The organism is Pantoea sp. CFCC18179, assembly GCF_059412405.1.
This window is the reverse complement of sequence record NZ_JBNBPM010000042.1, coordinates 1-1,182: the sequence shown is the minus strand read 5'-3', so window position 1 is coordinate 1,182 and position 1,182 is coordinate 1. Positions and strand designations below refer to the sequence as shown.

The following is a 1,182-nucleotide window of genomic DNA, read 5'->3' as shown; positions in this document are numbered from 1 at the left end:
GAGGGCGCGGCTGAGCGTGCCTTCAACTTTACGCCCGCCGGCGCCGTCTTTCGTGATGAAGTCGGTGGCGCTGGTGCCGGTGTCGCGCTCCATGCGGTCAAAGGTGAAGTCCACCGGCAGCAGGCCGGCGGCGGTCCATTTGACGTTGTCGATGTGGAAGCCGTAGTCGCCGACGGCGGGCTCGTCGCCGGTGACCAGCTCGGCGCGGGCAATCTGCTTACCGGCGGGCGCGGTGAAGCTGAGGGTTTTGATATCAAACTGCTTCGCGGAGACGGAGCCGGTGTAGAGCAGCTTTTCGCTGCCAATCAGGTTGCCGCTGGCGTCGTAAAAGTTGATCACAGTGGTGCGGTTGTGCAGGGCAAAGTAGTCGAAGCTGAACTCACTCATGCCGTGCGAGCCGAGGCTGAAGCTGATGGTGCTTTTTTCGCCGACCAGCAGGGTTTTGGAGTTGTAGCCAAACCAGTTGAACTCGGCGATTTCGAGGCGGCTGTTGTCGTTCTGGATAATCAGGCCGGCCTGGGTTTCGAGCTGTGCGCCGGAGCTGATGCGCTGAATGCGCTCGGCGTCGAAGCTTTCCTCCGGCAGCGGAGCGGCGGCGGTGAGCGGTGCGACAGACGCTTCGCTGCGGGCCGTGAGCTGATACGGAAGTTCATCCTGAACGGTGCCGTAAGGGCTGAGGCGTTTTTTGCTGAATTCCATTTTTCTGACCATTTATGAGGGAATAATGGTCGGTATCGTAAACAGGGCGGGGAAACGTGCCGTGCAGATATGTCTGGTATCCGGCGGATATATTTTTGCAGCAGGGGCTTAAGAAATGGCGGGGCGTGGAAAAGGGGAACATACGCGGCGGATGGTACGTCCGCCGCGTATACATCAGAGTTAATGGTTGATCAGGTTGGTCGTCACGCCGTTTTGCACCAGCAATTCGGCGTCAAGGGCGCTGTGTTGCCAGACGGTGTAAACCACGCCGCCGACCGTGACGTTGCCGCTGCTGCTCCAGTCGCCCACGTCGCCGTTATCCGGCAGTAGGTCGGAGAGGTTCACTTTGTCGCCGGTGTTGCCTTTAATCATCATCTGCACGTTACCGGAGATGTTGAACAGGTCTTTGCCGCCCTGTTGCAGGACATCGCCCAGCGACAGATTAAGCGTGTTGTTGCCGCTGCCGGTGATATCTACCACTTC

1 protein-coding gene and 1 pseudogene are annotated in these 1,182 nt (G+C 59.1%); both read right to left on the bottom strand.

What is annotated here, in order from left to right; genetic code table 11:
- On the bottom strand, nucleotides 1–699 hold a 699-nt coding region (locus ACPUC7_RS24370; protein ID WP_494924852.1), incomplete at its 3' end, for a hypothetical protein.
- Between the two features lie 180 nt (nucleotides 700–879).
- Nucleotides 880–1,182: pseudogene (locus ACPUC7_RS24365) on the bottom strand (Ig-like domain-containing protein); the annotation flags it as partial.